General features: G+C 42.9%; 15 protein-coding genes. 8 read left to right on the top strand and 7 right to left on the bottom strand.

Features of this window, described 5'->3' with window-relative positions:
* The first annotated feature begins 207 nt into the window (after positions 1–207).
* Entirely contained in the window at positions 208–432 is a 225-nt protein-coding gene (locus V7K50_RS17735) for a hypothetical protein (RefSeq protein ID WP_094341195.1), read from the top strand.
* Between the two features lie 20 nt (positions 433–452).
* On the opposite strand, the gene V7K50_RS17730 is transcribed toward V7K50_RS17735, so the two are convergent.
* Positions 453–710, bottom strand: a complete 258-nt coding sequence (locus V7K50_RS17730; protein ID WP_334962229.1) for a hypothetical protein — start codon at positions 708–710, stop codon at positions 453–455.
* Here V7K50_RS17730 and V7K50_RS17725 point away from each other — a divergent pair.
* Positions 700–1,647: an aldo/keto reductase gene (locus V7K50_RS17725; protein WP_334962227.1), complete on the top strand. Its 948-nt coding sequence runs from the start codon at positions 700–702 to the stop codon at positions 1,645–1,647. The two genes, V7K50_RS17730 and V7K50_RS17725, sit on opposite strands and share 11 nt — an antisense overlap.
* A gap of 10 nt (positions 1,648–1,657) precedes the next feature.
* On the opposite strand, the gene V7K50_RS17720 is transcribed toward V7K50_RS17725, so the two are convergent.
* From V7K50_RS17720 to rimO, 3 genes are all read right to left on the bottom strand, one after another.
* Positions 1,658–2,236: a Uma2 family endonuclease gene (locus V7K50_RS17720; RefSeq protein WP_334962225.1), complete on the bottom strand. Its 579-nt coding sequence runs from the start codon at positions 2,234–2,236 to the stop codon at positions 1,658–1,660.
* 223 nt (positions 2,237–2,459) lie between these two features.
* The gene (locus tag V7K50_RS17715) at positions 2,460–3,992 is read right to left on the bottom strand and encodes a DEAD/DEAH box helicase (protein WP_334962223.1); all 1,533 of its coding nucleotides are present in this window, start codon (positions 3,990–3,992) and stop codon (positions 2,460–2,462) included.
* 283 nt (positions 3,993–4,275) lie between these two features.
* A complete protein-coding gene (rimO, locus tag V7K50_RS17710; protein WP_334962221.1) occupies positions 4,276–5,595 on the bottom strand; it encodes a 30S ribosomal protein S12 methylthiotransferase RimO in 1,320 nt (439 codons plus the stop codon).
* 756 nt (positions 5,596–6,351) lie between these two features.
* Between rimO and btpA the strand changes: the two genes are divergently transcribed.
* The 5 genes from btpA (at position 6,352) to V7K50_RS17685 (ending at position 12,444) form a co-directional block, all read left to right on the top strand.
* Complete coding sequence (gene btpA, locus V7K50_RS17705; protein ID WP_334962219.1) at positions 6,352–7,200, top strand: photosystem I biogenesis protein BtpA; 849 nt, start codon at positions 6,352–6,354, stop codon at positions 7,198–7,200.
* 368 nt (positions 7,201–7,568) lie between these two features.
* Positions 7,569–8,552: a vitamin K epoxide reductase family protein gene (locus tag V7K50_RS17700; protein WP_334962217.1), complete on the top strand. Its 984-nt coding sequence runs from the start codon at positions 7,569–7,571 to the stop codon at positions 8,550–8,552.
* Between the two features lie 89 nt (positions 8,553–8,641).
* Positions 8,642–8,767 carry a hypothetical protein gene (locus V7K50_RS17695; protein WP_334962216.1) on the top strand — a complete coding sequence of 42 codons (126 nt, stop codon included), beginning with the start codon at positions 8,642–8,644 and terminating at the stop codon, positions 8,765–8,767.
* Positions 8,768–9,296: 529 nt separating this feature from the next.
* The gene (locus tag V7K50_RS17690; protein WP_334962214.1) at positions 9,297–11,501 is read left to right on the top strand and encodes a CHASE2 domain-containing protein; all 2,205 of its coding nucleotides are present in this window, start codon (positions 9,297–9,299) and stop codon (positions 11,499–11,501) included.
* A gap of 706 nt (positions 11,502–12,207) precedes the next feature.
* The gene (locus V7K50_RS17685) at positions 12,208–12,444 is read left to right on the top strand and encodes a hypothetical protein (RefSeq protein WP_334962212.1); all 237 of its coding nucleotides are present in this window, start codon (positions 12,208–12,210) and stop codon (positions 12,442–12,444) included.
* An 8-nt stretch (positions 12,445–12,452) separates the two neighbouring features.
* On the opposite strand, the gene nadB is transcribed toward V7K50_RS17685, so the two are convergent.
* The 3 genes from nadB to V7K50_RS17670 all read right to left on the bottom strand — a co-directional run bounded on the left by nadB (position 12,453) and on the right by V7K50_RS17670 (position 16,060).
* A complete protein-coding gene (gene nadB, locus V7K50_RS17680) occupies positions 12,453–14,138 on the bottom strand; it encodes an L-aspartate oxidase (RefSeq protein ID WP_334962210.1) in 1,686 nt (561 codons plus the stop codon).
* Between the two features lie 236 nt (positions 14,139–14,374).
* A complete protein-coding gene (gene psbU / locus V7K50_RS17675; protein WP_334962208.1) occupies positions 14,375–14,803 on the bottom strand; it encodes a photosystem II complex extrinsic protein PsbU in 429 nt (142 codons plus the stop codon).
* A gap of 489 nt (positions 14,804–15,292) precedes the next feature.
* Positions 15,293–16,060 carry a DUF3120 domain-containing protein gene (locus V7K50_RS17670; RefSeq protein WP_334962206.1) on the bottom strand — a complete coding sequence of 256 codons (768 nt, stop codon included), beginning with the start codon at positions 16,058–16,060 and terminating at the stop codon, positions 15,293–15,295.
* An 881-nt stretch (positions 16,061–16,941) separates the two neighbouring features.
* On the opposite strand from V7K50_RS17670, the gene V7K50_RS17665 reads away from it, so the two are divergent.
* A complete protein-coding gene (locus tag V7K50_RS17665) occupies positions 16,942–17,766 on the top strand; it encodes an undecaprenyl-diphosphate phosphatase (RefSeq protein WP_334962205.1) in 825 nt (274 codons plus the stop codon).
* The last annotated feature ends 47 nt before the right edge of the window (positions 17,767–17,813 follow it).

Genomic DNA, 17,813 nt, shown 5'->3' with positions numbered 1-17,813 from the left:
GAGGGGAGACATAATTCTAGTTCCCCTTCTCCCATCTTTGGGAGAAGGGGTTAGGGGATGAGGGCTATCAAGGTTTTTGCACATTTGGGATCTCCCTGTGAAAATGTGGTTTTAACTACGCTATTCCATTGAATTAGTAAGATAAACTAGCCCTATGTCTGTCATCAAACTACTTACCTTCATCTAGTAACCAAAAAGGCATAGGCAATGACTAAAGAACCAGTCAAAGTAATATTATGGGAAGTAAACCAAAAAGATTTTCTAAAAAAGTTCTATGATCTCCAATTTACTCCCAGAGTAGGAGAGGAAGTTTACCTAAAAAAGGAGAAATGGAAAGTAACCAGAGTTGAGCATGATGTAGAAATTAGTGAGATTAATGTCTACATGGAATTAATCAAAAAACCCAAGCAGGATAAATCATCTAATTCTTAAATACAAGTAAATACACTCAACTATAGCAATCCTATTTGATTTGTGAGAATTGCAACCCACAGATCCCCGACTTCTTCAAGAAGTCGGGGATCTTGTTTATGTGCGTTTAATTCAGGTTTTAAATCTTTATGCAAGGTGCGATGTCTACGACGGGCGTAGCTGCGACACCACAAGATTTGCAGCCAAGTGGTGGCGATCGCACCCAATCTTGTCTGTAACGATACACTATAAAAGTAAATAAATGTAAATAAATCAAATTTTGCAACCGTGGAAAACATCACATTGGGGCAAAATGGCCCAGTTGTTACGCCCTTGTGCATCGGCACTTGGGCTTGGGGTGATAAACTATTTTGGAATTATGGCGATCGCTACGGTCCAGAACAGTTACAAGAAGCCTTTACAGCAGCCTTAGAAGCTGGTATTACCTTCTTTGATACTGCCGAAGTCTACGGAATGGGACTATCAGAGAAATTTTTGGGACAATTTCTACAACAGACGCAACAACCTGTACAAATCGCCACAAAATTTGGCCCTCTACCGTGGCGATTTACAGCCCAATCCGTCTCGGATGCTTTAACAGCCAGCCTTAAACGCTTGCAATTAGAGCGAATCGCCCTGTATCAAGTGCATTGGCCTTTTGCCTTCTTTTTAAGTCAAGAAACTTTGATGAATGCCCTAGCGGATGAAGTGAAGCGGGGTAGAATTGCGGCAATTGGTGTGAGTAATTACTCAGCAGAGCAAATGCGAGACGCGCATCAAATATTGGCAGCCCGTGGAGTGCCTTTGGCTGTAAACCAAGTACGCTATTCTTTACTCAGTCGCCAAGTTGAAAGCAAAGGTATTATCACAACTGCCCGTGAGTTGGGTGTGACTATCTTGGCTTATAGTCCTTTAGCTCAGGGATTACTCACAGGCAAGTACAGTATTGATAATGCTGAAACCCCCACTGGTGCGAGAAAAATAGACGCGCGATTTAAGAAAGAAGGTCTACAAAAAATTGCCCCAGTTATATCTTTGCTACATAACTTTGGAGAAAAATACGATCGCACCCCTGCCCAAGTTGCTCTCAACTGGTTAATTGCTCAGGGGAATGTTATTCCCATTGCTGGAGTGAAGACAGCCGAACAGGTACGGCAGAATGCTGGTGCTTTGGGCTGGAAATTGAACGACGATGAAGTTGGAGAATTAGAACTAGTTAGTCGTCCTTGGTTGTAGTATTTCTGAACTACTCAAACACAGGAGGCCAAATTTCTGACACTACTAGCTCCCAACCGGGTAATAAGTCTGGTAGTGTCAGTTTGTCGTTGTCGTGCAAAACTATTGGTTCTTGGTTGAGTCGATAAACTGTGAGCGTCAATTTGTCAGGATCAATCAGGATACCAACTGTAGATCCGAGTTGTAAAAATAGCTGAATCTTTTCTACCAGTGGTTTGATCCGGTCTGACTTAGATTTTATCTCTACCATCAAATCAGGCACCAGTTCCACAAAGTCGCGCTTGCTTGTTTTTAATCTATCAGCACGAACAAAAGATACATCGGGAGCGCGGAGATTTCGTTTTTCGTTATCAGCTTCTTTCCCGTTTTCAGTTTCTAATGTAGGCAAAATAAAACCAGCGCTAGAACCCGTCACCCGTCCTAGCTGCTGTGGGCGCACCCAATTAGCCAATTGCCGCGCAAACTCTATGCCTATTTCCTCTGACTCATAATCTGATGGGCCCATAACAAGTATATTTCCGTCTACTAGCTCCATCTGCCATTCTGGATGCTCTGCTTGTAGTTGCTCTAAGTCTGGGATAGTGAACATAAGACCACGAAGAATGCATCTTTAAATTTATCTTCCTACAAACTGGTAGAAAAAATTACCCAAAAAGCCAAAAAGTCAAGAGCCAAAGTCAAAATCTTGACTCCTAACTCTCAACTCTCCAATTTTAGGTTTGGATTTTGGATTGAAGAAAAAACCTCAAATCGTTCGACTGAACGCTCACGACAAGTCTAAAATCCAAAATTCATTAACTTCTAACTGTTGACTAAGAAGCTGATTCTCTAGCTGTAGGTGAACCTATCTTTTTACTAGGGGATGCAGAAGACTCGTGTCCACTTGTCCGCAGTTTTGGCTTGGGAGAAGAATGTCTTTCGTCTCCATTGTTGCTATCTGATTTCCACGCAGAACGGGGGCGATCGCTAGAAGAAGATTCACGACGTTTGCCGAGTCTTGGTTTGGGAGCGGAAGATTCCTCTTGGGGAATTTCGACATCTGAGTTCAACCAAGCGGGACGAGTTTGATCGTAAGCGATTTGTAATGCGGCGGCGGCGATCGCTTGGGCGTCGTATTCTTCAATCAGTTCGCTAACAATTGGCAAGAATGAAGCCAAACGCTCACCTGTCAAAGCTTCCCGCACCAGTTCTTGCAATTTCAGAATGTGTTTTGCTTCAATCTGGGCGCGTGTGGGAATCGTCAGCAATTGCCAATTTTGGCGGTTATGACGTTCAAATGTTTGCTGTTTGCGCCGCTCAAATGGTTGAACTAAAGAAATTGCTGTTCCTTCTTTACCAGCGCGACCAGTACGACCAATACGGTGAACGTAGGTTTCTACGCTATCGGGTAAGTCGTAGTTGATCACATGGGAGAGTTGATCGACATCTAACCCTCGTGCTGCAATATCAGTTGCTACCACCCAACGGACTTGACGGTTACGGAATCTGACTAATAACCGTTCCCGCGCTTGTTGCGACAAGTCACCGTGGTATTCATCGACACTGTGACCAGCACCTTGTAACTGACTGGTGAGTTCGGCGGCGGTGCGTCTGGTGCGAACAAAGATTAAGGCTGTTTCTGGATCTTCCATTTCCAGAATTGGCTGTAAAGCTTTGGCTTTTGTCCAGTGGCGGGGGATCAGGTAAGCTACTTGATTAATTTTGTTGGGAGCGGCTTTTGGCTGCTCGACGGTGACAGTTGCAGGCGATCGCAAGAACTTGTTCACCAACATCCGAATTGATGGTGGCATTGTTGCCGAGAATAAGGCTGTTTGGCGATCTACGGGCGCTTGCGAGAGGATTTTGATCACATCGTCGATAAAGCCCATGCTCAACATTTCATCAGCTTCATCCAACACAAACCACTTCACTTGATCGAGCTTTAAACAGCCGCGATCGAGCAAATCGATCACCCGTCCGGGAGTGCCCACAACCATGTGAACGCCACGTTTTAGTTGTAACATTTGGCGGTCAATTGATTGACCACCGTAGATTGCTAACACTCGCAATCCTTCATTACCGATGAATTGGGCGATCGCATCGTGAACTTGCATCGCTAATTCACGAGTTGGTGTTAGAACTATGGCTTGCACGGCTCTTTGATTGATATCTAGCCGCTCTAAAATTGGCAGTGAAAACGCTGCCGTTTTGCCTGTTCCAGTTTGAGATTGACCGACTACATCACGACCGGCAAGCAATTGGGGAATTGCTTGCACTTGAATGTTAGTGGGTTCGGTAAAACCGATTTTTTCTAGTTCTTCGACACGTTGTTGAGAAATTCCTAATTCTTGAAATGAAAGAGTCATTAATTCGTCCTAAATTTTATCTAAGGATTTTTGGATTAGTCATTTAGTCATTAGTTATTAGTCATTAGTCATTAGTCACTTGTACTGAGCGAAGCCGAAGTATTAGTCATTAGTTATTGGCTATTAGTAGCCCCAACTTTTGGAGAAGCTATGCCAACGAATCCGCGAACTTCAGGTAAACCCTCATGGAAACTGCTATTAATGCAGCGTTGACCTCAGAATAAGGGTGAATCTGTAAGGGTCATTTAACAAATAGACTTTGGACAAAAGACAAAATAACAATTTAGTTATTGACTACCTGACCGTAGAGGTCGTATGTATCAGCGTGGTGAATCGCTATTGGCACGATGGTTCCTAATTTTGCCTGGCCTTTGACATATACCAGACCATCAACCTCTGGGGAAAATCTACCTGAACGACCGATTAATTCACCACTTTCAGGATTTTCTTGCTCAATCAGGACATCGACGATTTTGCCTACTTCCTGTTGATTTTTCTTTTGGGAAATCGGTTGCTGGATTTCCATAAGTTGGTATCGGCGCTCGTCCATCACCAATTGGGGCAAATGATTTGGCAACTTATAAGCTGGGGTTCCTTCCTCAGAGGAAAAGGTGAAGACACCAACATGATCAAATTCATGCCTTTGAACAAACTCTAGTAGATGCTCAAAATGCTCGCTTGTTTCTCCTGGGAAACCAACAATAAATGTCGTCCGCAACACGGCTGTTGGTAGCGCCGTTTTGATGCGATCTATAATCCCATCATTTACGCGTCCTTGCCAAGGACGATTCATGGAGCGGAGAACATCTGGATGAGAATGCTGCAAGGGCAAATCCAGATAAGGCAAGACGTTGGGTGTTTCTTGAATCGCCGCGATCACATCTGGGGTCAGTCCCGTGGGATAAGCGTAGTGCATTCTGATCCACGGTATATCTACTTTCCCCAAAGCGCGAAGTAATTCCGCTAATTTTGGCTGACCGTAAATATCTAGACCGTAATTAGTGGTGATTTGGGAAATTAAAATAATTTCCTTTACCCCTTGACTAACTAACTGCTCCGCTTCGGCGACTATAGATTCTATAGTACGCGATCGCTGGTTCCCTCGAAGATGAGGAATTATACAAAATGCACAACGATAATCACAACCTTCGGCAACCCGCAGGTAAGCAACGCCCTCGGTTGTAGTGCGATAGCGCGGTGTAGTCTCATCGGCAATGTAGGTTGGTTCAATACTAACCTGTTTAACCCGCTCACCAAGTTCAACACGCTCAATTACATTGACAATTTTGTGATAATCGCCAGTACCCACAATGGCTACTGCTTCCGGTAACTCTTCCAAAAGTTGCTCTTGGAAGTGTTGCGCCATACACCCAGTGATCACGATTTTTTTGTTTGCCTCTGCCAGTTCTACCAACGTTCTGACAGATTCTTGCCGGGCTGCTTCAATAAAACTACAAGTATTAACAATAACGTAATCTGCTAACTCTTCGTTTGTATCTACACCATAGCCTGCTTCTACGAGCAGTCCTAGCATGTGTTCTGTATCAATTCGGTTTTTCTCGCAGCCCAGGTGAGAAATGGCAATTGTTGGCTTGTCACCCATATTTGGAAAATATCTTCATTTTTTTCTTGTAGTCAAACATTTGGGCGTTCATTTCGCTTTTTCTCGATCACTATCCTTCTAATAACAGTACGGCGGCAGATTCTCACTGTCAGTAACTGTCCGTAGAACTATGACCCTATCAATAATAAAAATAGAGGTCATGTTATGATATTTTTATCAATCTGTTCCCCAGGGTAAATTGAAGTGTCTTTGGGTACATTTGACACTTGTAATGTTTTTTAACAATTCGCTTATTGGTATTTTACATTACCGCAGCGTGTGCGTTGTTAATCTACCCATCGGGAAGCCGCCCAAAGGGCTTGTTGTGAGAAGTCGCTACCCTCAGGGAAATCGACGAAAGCGACTACGCCTATAAAGCAGTAATGCTACCCTGGCCATTGGCAAGTCCTACGACAGTGCGCGGACAAGACGCCTAAACCACGGAAAGCTGCCTTGCGTCTAGTGAGTGGCAAACTCCTCTTGTAGCCAGGTTTTATCTTAACATATCTTATGGGAGGTTTCACGCCAATTTCCATCTCAGGAAGGAAGCAGTAAGCCGACTATCATAAAACACATTTGACTATTTAATGTAAAGTCAAGAGTCAAGGGTCAACAGGAGCCAGTCACGTGCGGGGTTTCCCCCGTTGAAGAGCCACCCCCATAGAGAGGTTCCCTCTTTTCAGGGGAGTGGTGTTGAACTGGCATTCAATAGTCAAAAAATTCTGGACTCTGGACTCCGCGAGGCGGATTAAAGACGTGGACTTATATCAGATATTTAAAACTCGCTCACCGATTATTGGCGTGGTTCACCTGCTACCACTACCTACCTCGCCCCGTTGGGGAGGTAGTTTAAAAGCGGTGATTGATCGTGCGGAACAAGAAGCCGCAGCCCTGGCAAGTGGAGGGGTTGACGGTCTGATTGTCGAGAATTTTTTCGACGCGCCGTTTACCAAAAACCAAGTCGATCCAGTGGTTGTGAGTGCTATGACCATTGTGGTGCAAAGGATACAGAATTTGGTGACTTTGCCTATAGGCTTAAATGTTTTGCGAAATGATGGTAAAAGCGCAATGGCGATCGCTAGCTGTGTGCAAGCGCAATTTATCCGCGTCAACGTCCTCACAGGCGTAATGGCAACCGACCAAGGATTAATTGAGGGAGAAGCCCATCAACTACTCCGCTATCGACGGGAATTAGGTTGTGATGTTAAAATCCTGGCCGATGTATTGGTGAAACACGCCCGTCCTTTGAGTTCTCCAAATCTCACAGTCGCCGTGAAAGACACCATTGAAAGGGGTTTAGCAGACGGAGTGATTTTATCTGGTTGGGCTACTGGTAGTCCTCCTAACTTAGAAGATTTGGAACTAGCTTGTGGTGCAGCAAATGGCACACCAGTATTCATCGGTAGTGGAGCAAATTGGGAAAATATTGATACATTGATGCAGGCAGCAGATGGTGTCATAGTTTCCAGTTCCCTAAAACGTCACGGACGGATAGAGCAACCAATTGACCCAATTCGCGTCAGTCAATTCGTGGAGGCTGCTCGTCGCAATTGGAACTCCAAAGGTGAAAGCAAATCAGCAGAACAAGTGAAGTTGCATTCTTAAAGGGGGAATGGGGAATGGGGAATGGGGACTAGGGACTAGGGACTGGGGACTAGGGACTGGGAGTTAGGAGGACATAAAGGACAAGTCACTCCTTTGTCTCTTCCCAATCCCCAATTCCCAATTCCCAATTCCCAATACTTCGGCTTACCTCGGCTCCGCTCGGCACAAGTCGCTCAGTACAAGTCCCCAATTCCCAATTCCCAATACTTCGGCTTACCTCGGCTCCGCTCGGCACAAGTCACTCAGTACAAGTCCCCAATTCCCAATTCCCAATCCCCAATCCCCAATACTTCGGCTTACCTCGGCTCCGCTCGGCACAAGTCGCTCAGTACAAGTCTCCAGTCCCCAATCCCCATTCCCTAATATTTATGATTCGCCGTCGTTCTACTCCTTGGATTCATAAATGGTCACGTCCATTGATTGCCGCGATCGCTGGGTGTGGTGCCCTGATCACAGGTTATCTCACCATAGAAAAGTTAAACGGAGGCAGTGCCGCTTGTGTGGCGCAGGCTGGTGTTAAGGGCTGTAATGATGTGCTTTCGAGTCCTTGGGCAACCGTTTTTGGTCAGCCATTAGCTTTGTTTGGGTTTTTGGCATACATCAGTATGGTGATATTTGCTTTGGCTCCCTTGGTATTCAACTCAGGGGAAAATAATAGTCGCAAACAATTGGAAAATTGGACGTGGTGGTTATTGCTGGCGGGTGCGATCGCTATGTCTGTTTTTAGCGGCTACTTAATGTACGTGCTAACATCTCAAATCAAAGCTATTTGTCCTTACTGTATCGGTTCAGCTTTGTTCTCTGTGAGTCTTTTGGTACTGACAATTATCGGTCGGACTTGGGAGGATATTGGACAAATCTTCTTTACCGCCCTAATTGTCGGGATGGTGACGCTGATTGGGACTTTAGGTGTCTATGCTGGCGTGAATCAATCAGATGTTACAACTGGAACTCCTGGACAACCCGTAAAAATTAACTTTATTCCCAAGCAAGACCCTAACCCGGCATTCGGTTGGGAAGTTACCACCACTTCTGGTGAGGCAGAAATAGCCTTAGCACGCCAGCTTGCAAAGGTAGGAGCTAAGGAATACACTGCTTATTGGTGTCCTCACTGCCATGAACAAAAGATGCTTTTTGGTAAAGAAGCCGAGGAAATAATCAACAATGATATTAGGGTAGAGTGCGCTCCCGATGGACTGAAAGCTCAAACAGAACTGTGTAAAGCCGCAAAAATTGAAGGCTTCCCTACTTGGATTATCAATGGCAAAAGCTATAGCGGAGTCCAAAGCTTAGAGGAACTAGCGAAAATTTCTGGTTACACAGGCCCCCGTAACTTCAAGTATTTCAAATAACTGCCTTCAGCAAGCGTCATCTACAGTTCGCAATAGACATCTGGTGAAATTAATTATGCCTTGCTCAAAATCCTTGGTAGGCAAAGTTTATGAATTTTGCCTATGTAATTTTCACTCCGATGTCTAATGAATTGAGAAGCCTACACCAATCTAGCGGTACAGTGCAGTTTACACCTCATAGTCAACTGGATGAATACAGCGAAATCTGTTTCTAGTTGGCTTTTTTGTAGATAATGGGTTTTGTCCAATACCCAATTACCAATTTTCCTGTGGCTTTTATCGGCAAAACCTTAAGCGAAGGAAAATAATTAAATACAGCAGATTGCACTCTAATCGAATACACGTAGAGACGTAGCAGTGCTACGTCTCTACAAGGTTTTGGGTTTTATATATGTACTTCATTTACCTGAATATGCTGTATGTTTACTTAAATACAATGTATAATTAATTCATTTTACGAAACTCGTGACCCACTTTGGGATGCAATCATGTCAGCGCCGAACCCAAAGGTGTGTCTGTTGGAAGTTGCCGTAATTCTCAGTAAAATATCTAATTGATCATAGGTTATGATAATTGCTCTCAATCTCTGGTTGATAGATCACAAATACCACGATGTCTTAAAGAACCTTGCTGAATCGAAAAACTCTTAGAAACTCTATTTAGCTCCCCCTTGAGCTATGTTAGTCCGATAGTTATTAATAGCTATTGTAAATAGAGAATACTTCTCTTTACTAGATAATGGGAATGAATCAGCAGCTAGGCAAGCGTTTTGTAAAGTTAATCTTTCGACTGAAACGATCGCTTAGTCGAGGACACAGAGAATTGATTACTGCCGCCATCGTTGCAGTATGCATCATGCTTTTGCACTTCATCGGATTATTGCAATCTTTGGAGTTGGCAGCTTTGGATCAATTTTTTCGCCTACGTCCAAATGAACCGCCAGATGAGCGTATTACGATTGTAGTGATTGATGAAGCCTATTTAAACGAAGTACGTTTGTGGCCAATTCCAGATAGGAAGATTGCCCTGTTGTTACAAAAACTAAATGCCCACAGACCTCTTGCTATCGGCTTAGATATCTACAGAAATTTGTCAGTAGAGTTTGGTAATCAAGAACTGCGTAATGCTTATAAGTCAATGCCCAACTTAATTGGTGTTGAACTCCTAGCAAATGACAAAAACAAAAACGTTACTGTTTTGCCTCCACCGGGACTAAATCAGAATCAAGTGGGCTTTAACAACCTGCTATATGATATTGATGGAAAAGTACGTCGCAGTTTGTTGTATTGGTCTATTGATAATCAGCCACACGAAAGTTTTGCCCTGAAGTTGGCTTTATTGTATTTAAAGTCAAAGCAAATTACTCCCGCCAAAGCAAAAAGCAACCCTGATTATTTGCAATTGGGTAAGGCAGTATTTATTCCTTTTAAGGCTGATGATGGTGGCTATGTGAGAGCTGATGATGGTGGCTACCAAATTTTGACCAATTTTCCCAAACCTAAATGTCGAAGTTCATCTCGAGACTTTTGTAGTTTTAGCCAGGTATCGATTAGAGATGTATTGGCAGATAAAGTCCCAGAAAAGTTAATCAAAGATCGAATTATACTGATTGGCTCCACCGCACCCAGTCTCAAGGATTTTGTATTCGTTCCCTACTCCAGCAGTCTAATGGGTGAGGCAAAACCTGTACCTGCTATTCAACTGCAAGCTTATTTTGTTAGTGAGTTAATTTCTGCTGCTCTTGAAGGACGACCGTTACTCAGATTTTGGACTGACCCGGTAGAATATTTATGGATGTTTATCTGGTCTTGTTTGGGAGCAGTTACGACATGGCGAATACGACACCCAACTAAAAGCCTTCTTAGTATCCTATTTTCTTGCTGGGTGCTGACTGTAATTACTTACCTTGCTTTCTTGTGTGGTTGGTGGATACCGCTCATTCCGGCACTGTTAACTTTTGGCAGTTCGGCTATTTGGATGATTAGTCGCATCGCTCATATCCAGGAAGAGTGGAAACGTTCTAAAGAGTTTTTGGCTCACGTCATCAACACGATTCCTGATCCAATTTTCGTGAAAAATGAAGAACACCAGTGGGTTGTTTTAAATGACGCGTATTGTCAATTTATTGGTTATCCGAATAAGTTGTTAATTGAAAAGTCAGACTACGACTTTTTCTCTAAAGATGAAGCCGATGTGTTTCGACAACAGGATGAGCTGGTTTTTCGGACTCAGCAACCCCAGGAACACGAAGAAGAATTTACAAATGCCGATGGCCAGACTTATCAAATTGCCACGAAGCGATCGCTCCATAAAGACTCGGCTGGCAATTTCTTTTTAGTTGGGGTTATCCGAGATATTACTGAGCGCAAGCTGATGGAAGAACAGCTGAAGCGTACTGCTGCTGAACTATTCCGCTCTAACAATGAATTAAAACTCAAAGAAGACCACTTGCGTTATTTAGCATATCACGACCCACTGACCGGTTTATCCAATCGGAAATTTTTTGCTGAACAACTTAACGAGTCGTTAAATTGGGCGCAACACAACAACTTGCTGCTGGGACTGCTGTTTATTGATTTAGATGGCTTTAAGCAAGTCAATGATAATCTGGGACACGAGACGGGCGATCGCTTGCTAATGACTATTGCTGAAAGACTCAGCAACTCTCTACGCGCTAGTGATACAGTTTCTCGTTTGGGTGGCGATGAATTTACGATAATTTTACGGGCAATTCCTAATGTCCAAATAGCTGCTAGAGTCGCCGAAAAAATTTTAAGCAGTATTACCAAGCCAATTATTTTGGACGGTTATGCAATCAGAATCTCTGCCAGTATTGGCATTAGTGTCTACCCATACAACAGTCAAGACAGTGAAACTTTGATGAAACAAGCAGATACAGCAATGTACCGTGCCAAGCATTTGGGTAAAAATCGCTACGAGTTTGCTTAATTAATCAAGAATCAAGCCTCTAGATTTTTTTCACATTAGTCAATATTTTTACCTTCAAATTAGGAATGTGGGCTGGAGATATGTCCAAAGCATTGTCCTAAAAAAGCATGGCGTATATGCGAAAAGGTAGCTTTTTAGTCAAGATGGAGACCTAGCAAGGCTTTTTAGCCTGAAGACTAAACCTAATAACTTATGTAAGAAAGCAATTAGTCATCAGAAGAATCAATATTTATTGAAACTATTAATACTCTTAAAAATATACCTGTACTAATTCGCTTATTACGATATTTTGTAGTTATATAGGTTCTAAAATACTTGTATTATTGCAATTATGTTGGTTTGTCTTTAATTTAATTAAATTTTAATTATACAATCCAATAAGTAAACATAAGGTTTTATAAACTATTATTTTAGTAAACTTAGTGTTTATACGTAAAATATTAAGATGCTATTAAGAAGATAGTGACTTTGGCAAAATGCTCACACAAATTTGTCAATATATCTAACTTTAGACTGATGTAAAAGCAGCTAATCAAGAATACTTTTTAAGTATAAATACGATTTAATCCCACCCAATAGTGTAATTCTTTATATAATCGCAGCAATAACTTAATAAATTTCAAATACTTTTGACAAATATCAGTAAATATACGGTAAAGACAATAAACACTCGTGAGATCAAAAATTAGTAAATTTACTGAACGCTATGAAAGCTAACTTCCAAATTACAAAGCTTCTGATCTTATGTGTAACTGCTTACATACTAGTACCTAAGCTTGCCGCTTTGACAGGTATATTCAATACTGCAAGTGCTAATGCTTTTGGCGCTACTAGCAGTGACACCTCAATCGTCCACAAAGGCAATTCTCAAAATATAAAAGACATCTATGTTCCACCAAATTGTGGTGGACCCGACAGTAATAATGGTAGTGGCACTCGGTGATCGCAATTTTAGATTTGAGATTGTGGTAAAGCAGATTTCCACCAATAATTTGTTTGTACTAGTGTGTGGACTTGCCAATTTGGGTCTGATTGAGGATAATCTAAGCGGTAGTGTCCGCCTCGGCTTTCGGTTCTAAAAGCAGCACTTTTGAGAATTAAATCAGCCACATCTAATAAGTTGCGGGTTTCTGCCCAAAGTCCCAATTGTCGTTCAACATCTGGTAAGTCAAAACTAGCTGGTTCTGCTGGATTTAAAGCAATCAAGAATTGACTTAGAGGGAAGGCAGCGAAATCTTGCTGCCAGGATTCAATAGTAGCGATCGCAGTTTCCAACTTTGATTCTTCCCGACAAATACCAGCATTTTCCCACACTAGACGCGGTAACTTCTCCCTGAGTGCTTCTAGCTGTCCTTGCTGAATATGCCACTCACTAGCATCAACACTAAATTTCCGTAATGGCAGAACTGGTGTTTCTGAGGGCAGCCCAATATTTTCTAACTCAATTTGGCCCATCTGTGCGCCAAACACAATACATTCCAATAGGGAATTACTGGCAAGACGATTTGCGCCATGCACCCCGGTACTGGCAGTTTCACCCACCGCATACAAACCGGGGATGTTTGTCCGATTCATTAGATCCGCGACAATTCCACCCATCCAGTAATGGGCAGCTGGTGCTACAGGAATTGGTTCGTGGAAGACATCAATGCCCCAATGCTGACAAACCTTGATGATGTTGGGAAAGCGCTGACGAATCTTGTCGGCGGGGATGGGGCGCATATCTAACCAGACATGGGCAGTAGCCAAATCCAGGGCGGTGCGTTGTAAATGGCTGAAAATTGCTCTACTGACCACATCTCTTGGTGCGAGTTCACCGGCAGGGTGGTAGTCAAAGGCAAAACGCCGTCCTTGGTTATCAATGAGGTGTGCCCCTTCACCGCGTACAGCTTCACTAATGAGGAAGCGATCGGCACCAAGTTTAGTGAGGGCTGTAGGGTGAAATTGGACAAATTCTAAATCGCGGAGGATGGCGCCAGCACGAGATGCGATCGCTACCCCATCACCTGTACTCACCGCCGGGTTAGTGGTTTGGGCAAAGATCTGACCGCCGCCGCCAGTTGCCAGTACCACAGCACCAGCTTTTACCCAGGTAATTTTACCTTGATAAAACAAGCTGATTCCCTGACAGCGACCAGTTTCGGGTTCAATCCACAAACTCAAAGCCAAAGCTTGCTGAATGACTTGAATATTCTGACGACGTAATACTTGGGCGGTGAGGGTGGTGGTAACTTCCCTCCCTGTGGTGTCCGCAGCGTGGAGAACACGGCGGCGAGAATGGGCGGCTTCTAAAGTTAAAGCCAAGGCTTGACCATGACGGTCAAAAGCTACTCCCAAGTTAACTAGAGATTGAATGCAGCTAGGGGCAAGTTGGGCGAGAAATTCGACAGCAGGGCGATCGCATAAACCCGCGCCCGCCTGGATCGTATCTTCAATGTGCAAGGCGGGAGAATCTTCTGGGGCGACGGCTGCGGCAATGCCACCTTGCGCCCAATCACTGGCAGACAAAGCAACAGTTTCTTTGGTAATCAAGCCGACTCGCAAGGATTCTGGCAGACACAGCGCTGTGTAAAGTCCAGCAGCACCAGCGCCGACGACTAAGACATCAAATTGGCTAGGAATATCTATTTGGGGCAAGGTAATGGAGAAGTTAGGAGTGAGAAGTTAGGAGTTAGGAGTTAGGAGTGAGAAGTTAAGAGTTAGGAGTGAGAAGTTAGGAGTTAGGAGTGAGAAGTTAGGAGTGAGAAGTTTTGAATTTTGAACTCCAAACTCTAAACTCTTAACTCATAACTCTTAACTCCTAACTCATAATCGTATCCCACTCCCTACAATCAGGGGTGGGCTGCTATTTGCTACATTAACGGCACGTGCAGTTATCTGTAGATACCGTTGTTAAAGCGATCGTCTCCCTCGTTGAAGGCAGGCTCTACTTCTGTCACGGTGAACTTATCCAAGTTGGCTTGCAGGGTTTGTTTTTGGCGATCGCTCAATCCGTCAAGATCCAATACATCTTCTACCTTTTTGTAGGGAGCATTGGTAATGATTTTCTTCGCCAGGGTGGGATAAAGCCCTGGAAATTGTTGAAAAGCTCGGACGTTGGTATTATTCAAATCAATTTTTTTACCAAATTCCGTACCTAGTTTAGCGTCTGCCCGATTCTGCCGCTCAATTGCCAGAACTGGGACTTGCACATAAGCAAAACTGTTGAAACTAGCAGCTTGGGCTATCTGAGTTGTTCCCAACCATCCCCAGCAACCAAGTAACAAACTAAACACTGTTAATAAATGCGCCAATCTTTTCACGATTTTCTACCTCTTTCCATCAAACAGAAATAAAAATTTTAAGCTAACAGCCCTCAGCAGTCATTAGTCATTAGTCAGAGCGCCAAAGACAAAGGACAAGGGACAAAACCTGATAGCTTAATCAACACAGCAGTCATCAGAAACTAATATACAGCGTATTAATATGCACAATATTTGCCGTTACTAGGTTTGACTATGCTTTTGTCAAAAATTTTCATCGCCAGAAGAGTGCAATAGCGTTGCATCCACCATCCTGGTAGCATTCCCAGCTAGACGAAATCTTTTTGGAGTGGCTGATTCTACCTCTGAACCAGACACGAAACTGTGCGATCTCTAATACCAAAAAAGACTTGATGGCGATGGATTGTTATGTAATATTTCTTAACTAATTAATCATTTACAGCATCATTCTTGATGTGTAGTAGATTGGGCTGGGAAAAGTTTCGGCAAGAGTTAAGACTACACGCTGATTGCAGCCTCCTGCCTGCTTCATGCTGCGATCGCTGCTAACAAAAATAGGCTGTCTACCAAAATTGTGCTTAAAACTGCGCCACCAAAGGCATACCAGTGTTTTTCCTTTCTACCTAAAGATAGAATGCCGACTGTTAACAGCGTTAGGGCAAGAATTATCGCCCAAGTTTGTCCCCAAGGTGTTTGTACTTGTATCAGGGCATTTTGTAAGATTTGTGGTGCGCCATCTGCATCTACTCTCATAATTTGCCGCCAATAGGGTATTAAATCTACTATATAAAAATATACATCTGTTAAAACTGTACCGAATAAAGAACCTAAATAAAACCAGCTACCCACCTTGCCCCAATTCTTCAAAAGACACCAGCAAGCAAAGGGTAAACCGATAGATTCCACTGGCAGATGCCATAAGGGTTCCCAACGTAACCAGCCCCAGTAAATCGCTCCTGCTAACCAACTCCAGCTAAATCCTAAGAGCAAATCCCCCCAGATGTATGTTGCAGGACGTGACATTAAGGTAAAACTTAGCCACACCCAAAATACTGCCAGGGCTAAACTTAGACTTGGTAGCGATCGCACTATTGGCGCTTCTATAAATACTGGTACTGATACCAAAAACACCGCCGCCGCAAACACTAACCAACTTTGTCGGTCAGAAATAGATAAGGGTAAAGAGAGTGTAGATTCCAATTGCCTGATACTCTTCTGCCCAGTATCAGCCAAATTCAACTCAGTATCAATAGAAGGGGTAGAAGCAGTGTAGGGCGACAGTGTATTATTAATCAAAGTTTTTAATATTTGTTACTAAACTTTATCTTATTTAAGATATCACACTTTAAAATCCCCCCTGGGAGCATTGTAATTATACTGAAATTTCCCCCTTCCCGCACTTCGTGCCGCTACGCGAACGTAGGGAAGGGGGTTAGGTCAATCGTTAGCTTTTCCACATAACGTGAAAAGTCAGAATTTCTCTGTAGTTCTTTGTAAGTCGAGGACTACAGAGAGGTGAACGGTAAAATTTAACAGTTAAAAAGTGAGAGGATGTCTGAGAAGTATAAAATATTTGTTGATCCCCGCGATCAAGCCTTAAAAAGCGGGTAATAAGAGTCTCAAAGTCCCCCTTTTTAAGGGGAGCCACTGCGGTCGTCTCCCCTTGGGAGACGCTAAAAGCGATGGGGTCTCCCCAAGTAGAGCAAGTGGCATGGATTTAGGGGGATCTCTAAGGATTAAACCTTATCGAAGCTGAGAACTGTAGTTTTCGCCCTCACCCTAAATCCCTCTTCCAAGCTTAGGAGAGGGACTTTGAAATTTGCTCCCCTTCTCCCAAATTTGGGAGAAGGGGTTGGGGGATGAGGGCAAATCCTTTTCATCACCGAAGAACTACGGGTTTCAAAATAGACGTGGTTTAAGTGTATATAAAAAAACTTTTCAGACATCCTCTGAGCTACAATCAGTCCGCTAAATATTAAAGTTTGATGAATTTGCCAAATTGCGTTGACTTATTGAGGTGGGTGTAAGAACATAGTCAGCGTCTTCGATGATGTTATTGATTGGTAAAATTGAATTTTCTCCAAGATGTAGGTGCAATGGACAGTATATAAAGCAACATCATCAGCTAAACAATTTTCATAATCATGTCTAGAACCGGAAAAAGGTATTAATTGCAGATGGAGTTTATTCAAGCTTTTATTTTGGGTATTGTTCAAGGCATTACAGAGTTTTTGCCAATCAGCAGCACTGCACATCTTCTGATTGTGACAAAGGTATTTGGTTGGAAAGAACTAGGCTCTAAAGATTTTGTCGATGCAATTCAATTTGGCAGTGTGATCGCAATTGTATTTTATTTTTGGTCGCTGATTTATACCATTGTCAAAGGTGGGATTGAAGCACTAAAAAACAAAGACTGGGAACGCGAAGAATGGAAAATTCTTGTCGGTATTGTAGTTGGAACAATGCCTGCTTTAATTTTCGGCTTTCTTTTGAAAGATGTTTTACCTGAAAGTGCATTAATTATTGCCATCATGTCAATTATCATGGCACTTATACTAGCTTTAGCAGAAAAAATTGGCACTCGCAAACGAGGTTTCGATTCATTGCAGATTCGGGATGGTATTTTAGTTGGACTGGGACAAACACTTGCTTTAATTCCGGGCGTTTCTCGTTCTGGCTCAACGTTGACGACTGCCTTATTTTTGGGATTAGAACGCGATACAGCCGCGAAATTCTCATTTTTGTTAGGGTTTCCAACTCTTACCATTGCTACCCTGTATAAAAGCCTGAAAATCTTCAAGTTGTTTCAAGCCCACCAGTTACCAGATAATATTGTTGGACTGTTAATTGTCGGGATTATTTCAACCTTTATTTTTTCCTACCTGTCAATTGCATTTTTGATCAAATACTTACAAACTAAAAACACTTTAGTTTTTGTTTGGTATAGATTAGCATTCGGTAGTGCGATCTTAGTAGCGATCGCCACAGGTTGGAAAGGATAATCATTAGTCATTGGTCATTGGTCATTAGTCATTGGTCATTAGTCCAA

The sequence above is a fragment of the Nostoc sp. genome, assembly GCF_036917135.1.
Lineage (GTDB): Bacteria > Cyanobacteriota > Cyanobacteriia > Cyanobacteriales > Nostocaceae > Nostoc.
The sequence above is the reverse complement of the archived record's forward strand: the minus strand, read 5'-3'. Positions and strand labels throughout refer to the sequence as shown.